At 70.9% G+C, this 5,850-nt stretch carries 6 protein-coding genes; all 6 read right to left on the bottom strand.

Annotated elements, in window-relative coordinates:
• Positions 1-31: 31 nt before the first annotated feature.
• On the bottom strand, positions 32-1,498 hold the full coding sequence (locus RBH18_RS42795; protein ID WP_306216255.1) for a sugar transferase: 1,467 nt from the start codon (positions 1,496-1,498) through the stop codon (positions 32-34).
• A gap of 203 nt (positions 1,499-1,701) precedes the next feature.
• Entirely contained in the window at positions 1,702-3,009 is a 1,308-nt protein-coding gene (locus RBH18_RS42790; RefSeq protein WP_306216253.1) for a glycoside hydrolase family 16 protein, read from the bottom strand.
• 36 nt (positions 3,010-3,045) lie between these two features.
• Positions 3,046-3,360: a hypothetical protein gene (locus RBH18_RS42785; protein WP_306216251.1), complete on the bottom strand. Its 315-nt coding sequence runs from the start codon at positions 3,358-3,360 to the stop codon at positions 3,046-3,048.
• Positions 3,361-3,424: 64 nt separating this feature from the next.
• Complete coding sequence (locus tag RBH18_RS42780; protein WP_306216250.1) at positions 3,425-4,000, bottom strand: PIN domain-containing protein; 576 nt, start codon at positions 3,998-4,000, stop codon at positions 3,425-3,427.
• A gap of 38 nt (positions 4,001-4,038) precedes the next feature.
• The gene (locus RBH18_RS42775; protein ID WP_306216249.1) at positions 4,039-4,506 is read right to left on the bottom strand and encodes a helix-turn-helix domain-containing protein; all 468 of its coding nucleotides are present in this window, start codon (positions 4,504-4,506) and stop codon (positions 4,039-4,041) included.
• A 48-nt stretch (positions 4,507-4,554) separates the two neighbouring features.
• On the bottom strand, positions 4,555-5,793 hold the full coding sequence (locus RBH18_RS42770; RefSeq protein ID WP_306216248.1) for a hypothetical protein: 1,239 nt from the start codon (positions 5,791-5,793) through the stop codon (positions 4,555-4,557).
• Positions 5,794-5,850: the final 57 nt, after the last annotated feature.

The raw sequence follows: 5,850 nt of genomic DNA, 5'->3' as shown, positions 1-5,850 counted from the left end.
GCGACGGCCCGCGCAAGCGCCGCCGCGGGATCTAGTAGGCCCCGCTGGCCCGCAGGACCGCCGATCCCGTCCGCAGGATGATGATCATGTCGAGGGTGAGCGACCAGTTCTCGACGTAGCGCAGGTCGAGCCGCATCGCCTCGTCCCAGGCCAGGTCGGAGCGCCCGGAGACCTGCCACAGCCCGGTGAGCCCCGGCTTGACCACGAGCCGGCGGCGCATGTCCTCCGGATAGGCCGCGACCTCCGAGGGCAGCGGCGGGCGCGGGCCGACCATCGACATCTCGCCGCGCAGCACGTTGAGCAGCTGCGGCAGCTCGTCCAGCGAGTAGCGGCGCAGGATCCGGCCCACCCGGCTCACCCGCGGGTCGCGGCGCAGCTTGAACAGCACGCCGTCGTTGTCGTTGAGCGACCGCAGCTCGGCCAGCAGGTCCTCGGCGTTGGTCCGCATCGTCCGGAACTTGTAGATCGTGAACTGCCGCCCGTGCCGCCCCACCCGCGTCTGCTTGAACAACGCCGGGCCGGGCGCCTGCCGGTCGAGCCGGATCGCCAGCGCGCACACCGCGAGCAGCGGCGCCAGCAGCAGCAGCGCGAACGCCGCCGCGAACCGGTCGAACAGCCCCTTGAGCAGCCAGCGCGGCCCGCTCAGCCGCGGGTGCTCGACGTGCAGCATCGGCAGGCCGTCGATGGGCCGGATCGAGGTGCGCGCGCCGCCGACGTCGAGCAGGGCGCTGGCCAGGATCATGTCGATGTCCTGCGGCTCCAGCTGCCAGGCCAGCCGCCGCACGGTCGGGCCGTCCACGTCCGGGCCGGCCAGCACCATCACGGTGTCCGCGCCGACCACCCGCGCGGTCTCGGCGGCCAGGTCCAGACCCTCGACCACCGGCACGGTACGCAACACCGGCGGCACCCTGTCCGCCGACGGCACGCACGCCGCCACGACCTCCAGCCCGTGATAGCGCTCGTGCCGCAGCTGCCCGGTCAGCCCGGCCACCGACGCGGCGTGGCCGACGACGAGCACGCGACGCAGGCAGCGCCCCTTGGCCCACGCGCGGTGCAGCATGGACCGGTGCAGGTAGCGCCCCGCGACACCGAGCACGGTCGCGATCGGGATGGCCAGCGTGACGTACCCCCGGGCCACGTCGGCGTTGAGCCCGTAGGCGAGGACGGCGATCGTGGCGGTGAGGGCGAGCGCGGCGCGCAGCACCCGCTGGTACTCCTCGTTGCCGACGAAGAGGAAGCGGTCGTCGTACGCGTGGTTGAGCAGCAGCATGAGCACCCAGCCCAGCGGCAGCAGCGAGCTGAGCGCCGCGTAGTACCAGTCCGCGATGGCGAAGTCGCCGCCGAAGCGCAACTGCATCGCGAGCAGACCGGCGATCACCGCGCCGGCGATGTCGGTGAGCAGAATGGCCACGAAGTACTTCCGCTGCCAGTTCGGCCGGGTGGAGAGCTGGTGGATGGGCACAGTGGCGTACTGAGCGGGCGTGAGGGATTGCGTCATGAGCGGCTGGCGCCCTTTCGCGGGTAGCACGACGGACCGGGGGTGAGGAGCCCGGTGGGGGATGCCGCCGATGTCTTGTCCGACGAGATAACGGTCCCAGCGAGGCCGCCAAGCCACTGAGGACTTCGGAACCTTAGCACGACCTTAGGTGATTCTTGAGTAACGTTCAGCTTGCTTTTGGAACGCCTGCTCAGGGGCCGCTTTCAGCGCTGCCAGACGCGTACGTAGTCCACCTGGAAGTCGGCCGGGAAGCGGGTGGCCGCGTCCGGGTCGCCGAGCCAGCCGCCCACCTGGAAGTTGAGGCGGAGGTGGTACGGCTTGGTGAACACCTCGTCGAACCACGGGGTCGTCGTGCGGTCGCGTTGCCAGACGGGGACGCCGTCGATGTACCAGCGGAGGACGCCCGGCTCCCACTCGGTGGTGTAGGTGTGGAAGCCGTCCGCCGCGTGGCCCACCGGGAAGGGCGAGCGGTTGTCCTGTTTGACCGGTGTGTAGTCGTAGAAGATGGATTGGGTCGCGGCCTGGTGGTACTGGGCGCCGCCGGGCAGCTCGACCACGTCGATCTCGCCGTGGCCGCCGTCGTCGGGGCGCAGCCAGAAGGCCGGCCACAGCCCGGTCGAGCCCTCGGGGCCGGTCGGCGACTTGGCCCGGACCTCGAAGCGGCCGTACTGGAAGGACTTCCGGCCCTCGGTCGTCAGGTAGGCGCTCGTGTAGCCGCGGGCCTCGGCGCCGCAGGTGGCCGGGCGGCGCTGGGCGCGGAGGGTGAGCATTCCCCCGCCGACGAAGACGGTGTCCGGGGCGGCGGTGAGGCAGGCGCGGTCGTAGTCCACGCTGGTGTTGTCCTTGGCGACCCAGGCGCCCGCGTCCAGCGCTGTGCCGTCGAACTCGTCCGCCCAGGCGAGCCGCCAAGCCGGGACCGGAGGCGACGGCATCGCCGACGGCGACGGCGACGAGGGCGGTGCGGCACTGTCCGATTTATACGACAAAACCAGCTCGGGGCGGATCGCCGGGCTCTTGTTCTCCGCGGACGCCCAGTAGATCCGGCTCCCGTAGTCCGCCTGCCGCACGGTGAACGTGTACGTCCCGTTGCCGGCCACCGCCCGCGACACGTCCCACTCGTTGTAGCCGGCCGTCACGCCGGCCGCCCGGTCCAGCTCCTGCCCACCGGCGTGGACAGTGGTCGCCGCGTCGAAGGCCTGCCACGAGTAGAGCCGCAGACGCGCCTCGACCACTCCGGCCGTACGCGGAAGGCCGTTGATCTGGAAGGTCACGGCGGCATCCCGCTCGCCCTGCGGATTGCCCTCGCACAGCGCCGGACACGTGGTCAACGTCGACGCGGCACTCGTGTCGCCGTCCTGGGCAACCCGCGAGACCGTGCCGTCCGCCGACGGACCGACAACGAGCCGCGCCTCCTCCAACGCCGCCGACGCGAGCAGGGGCACCGCGATCGCCGGGGCAGCCGCCAGGGCCACCACCGCCACGACGGCAACGGCCCGCCCGCTTCGCCGCACCCGGACCCCCTCGGATCACCGACCAGAGGACGGACTTTACATGTTGCTGAGCGCGACGCTCATCACTGTCACCGACCCCGCAAGCCCCACAGCAAAGACCCCCGCGGCGACAACCAGCGCCGACCCGGGCTTGCGCAGGAACCGCCGGGCGACAAGCCACACCACGACCGAGCCCACGTACGCGACAACTGCCAGGTAGACGGTGAACAGGAAACCGAGCCCGGTGCACAGCCCCGCCACCACAGCTACGGCACCAGCCGGCCCGGGCCGCAGATCCCGCCGCGCGACCAGGTAGCTCACAACACCGGCGGCCAGCGTGAACACGGCCGTGAGCGTGACAATCAGATCCATGGCGCCGAGGGTGGCACCCCGGCCCGCCGCACGCTCGTCATCCCGCCGACCCTGCACACAACCTTCACGAAAGCAGCAGTCGACTCATCAAGCCAGCCGTTGTCGTGGCTCCTGCTCGGTGCAGAGCCTCGATCGTCGACCGGTCGGTGGCTCCCTTCAATGACGTCACCGCGGCCCGATGTGCGGCAAGCATCCGCAGCTCGAACTCGGCGATGAGCCGACTGAACAGTTCGTCCGGAGTAAGCACTTCGACGTGGAGGATTTCCATGATGTCAGCGGGAAAATCCTTGGTGATGGAGGTGCAGAGCACGGTCGCCTCGGAAGCGACCACGGCGACCAGAACGTGGCGGTCGCCTTCGTCAGGAAGCACCCGCGCAGTGAGCAACTCGTCCAGCAGACGCTGATGCTCTGCGCTCGGCTCGATCCCGGCGAAGGGAAAGGCACGATTCATCGCGAGGGTCAGCCGCCGGCCCGCCGCGACGTCGAAGCCGGCCACGTTGCGTTCGAGGTGCTCGGTGACCTCGGGCAGGATGCTTGGGCTCCACGCGATCGCGATGACTTTCTGATCAGCCGCATAGAGCAGGTAATCGCGAAGGACGCGGGAGTACAAGACGTTCGCATCTGCGAGAACGACAAGCACGCTGTCCGACTCGTCGTCGGTCCGGCGTGGCCCGCGGCTCATTCCGTCAGGCCGAATTCGTTCTGCAGCGCGGCCAGGTCGGCGAGGGCTTCACGCCGACGGGGGCGCTCTGCTTCGAGGAAGGCTCTGATCGACGAGACTCGGACGCGATGGTGCGTGCCCACTTTGCGGAACTCCAGCAGGCCGCGATCCATGAGCTTGCGAACCTGAGGGCGCGACATGCTCAGCAGCACCGCCGCCTCGGTCGGGGTGACCTCGGCGTTACCCGGCGAGATCAGGACCTCCTCACCGCGCGTCCGTGCGTCGATCCAGCGAGACACCAGCTCGGCCGTCTCTCTCGACAGCTTCACCCGCACCTCGTCGCCGGCCTTGTCGAGCGCACGGTGGAGGGCATCCGCATCACGCGACAGAAGATCACTCATGGTTTGCTCCAACTGCTCCATCTGAACCAGCTGCAGCAAGTGTAACGCCAAGGCCGAGGCGTGAACCTTCATCGGCTCGATCATCCCTGGAACCTAGCTCAATGCCATCTAGTCACTCGACGAAGCAGTCGGCTACTGGGCGCTCCACGGTTGAGGGCGGATGGCCTCGCGCTCGGGGAGGGGCTCCTGCGGGTACGTGCCGGCGAGCATCCAGGCCGGGATCGGCTCGGTGGCGGGCGCTTCGGTGACGTCGGCGTCCGGGAGCCAGGGCTGTGTGCCGAGGGCTTGGACCTGCGGGACGCCCGTGGTCAGCTCGGCCGGGCGTGGGGCGGCGGCCAGCTCCGCCGCGGCGCGGGCCGGGGGGCGCCAGATCGGGGGCGGGCCCCACCAGACGATGCGGTCGGCGGCTCGGGCGACCGGGGGCGTGGCGGGGCGGGGCAGCGGCACGGACGGGCGGGTCGCGGGGCGTGCGACGCGGATCGGCTCGCCGGACGGCACGGTCCACTTCGGTTCGAGGTCGATCGAGACCGTGCCGGGCACGCTGGTGGCCTCGGCGGGCAGGGCGGCCGCGCTCGTGCCGGGCGCCGAGGCCAGGACGACGGCGGACATCGCGGTGACCAGCCCGGCCACCAGGGCGATCCCTTCCCAGCCGGGGCGCACGGTGTCGCCGAGCAGCAGCAACGCCACCGCCGAGGGGGCCAGCACCTCGGCGCTCCAGTGGACGGCCGTGACCGGGCCGACCTGGCCGTTCTGCAACGCGTGGGCGTACAGCATCATGCCGGTCGCGGCGAAGACCAGGACCGCCGCCGTGAGCGGCTCGGTGAGGATGCCCACCGCTCCCCCGGTGACCTCGCCGAGGGCCCGGCCGGTGAGGGCGGCGCCGCCGAGGCAGAGGCCGCCCATCGCGGCGACCAGGCCGGCGGGGGCGCCGGCGCGGGCCGCGCCCCAGCCGAAGAGGACCATTGTGATCGCGGCCGAGCAGAGAGTGAAGCGCAGCTGCGGGGTCAGCTCGACGCCGTGCTGCGGGCCGGCGGAGGAGGCCAGGACGGCGAGCGCCGAGATGGAGACGACGACCGCGACGATGTCCCGGCGGCGCAGGTGCGACTTGAGGATCAGGCGGGCGCCGATGACGGTCAGGGCGAGCGAGCCGGCGAGCACCGACTCGACCAGGTAGACGGCGAGCTCGCGCAGGGCGATCATCGAGCCGACCCAGGCCATGACGTCGCAGCCGATGCCGGCCAGATAGAGCGGGTGTTTCATGGTCGCGGCGGTGCTCACGCTCTTGCGCGCCGCGACGGCCTGCAGCAGCGACGCGGCCGCGTAACTGGCCGCGCCGAAGACGGTGATCGCCAGGGCGATCCAGCCCCCCATGGACATCGCACCCACCCGCTGTCGTCTCAGCCGACCTTGAGAACGCTGATCGTGTCG

The sequence above is a fragment of the Actinoplanes oryzae genome (assembly GCF_030757795.1).
GTDB lineage: Bacteria > Actinomycetota > Actinomycetes > Mycobacteriales > Micromonosporaceae > Actinoplanes.
This window is presented reverse-complemented; position numbering and strand designations above follow the sequence as displayed.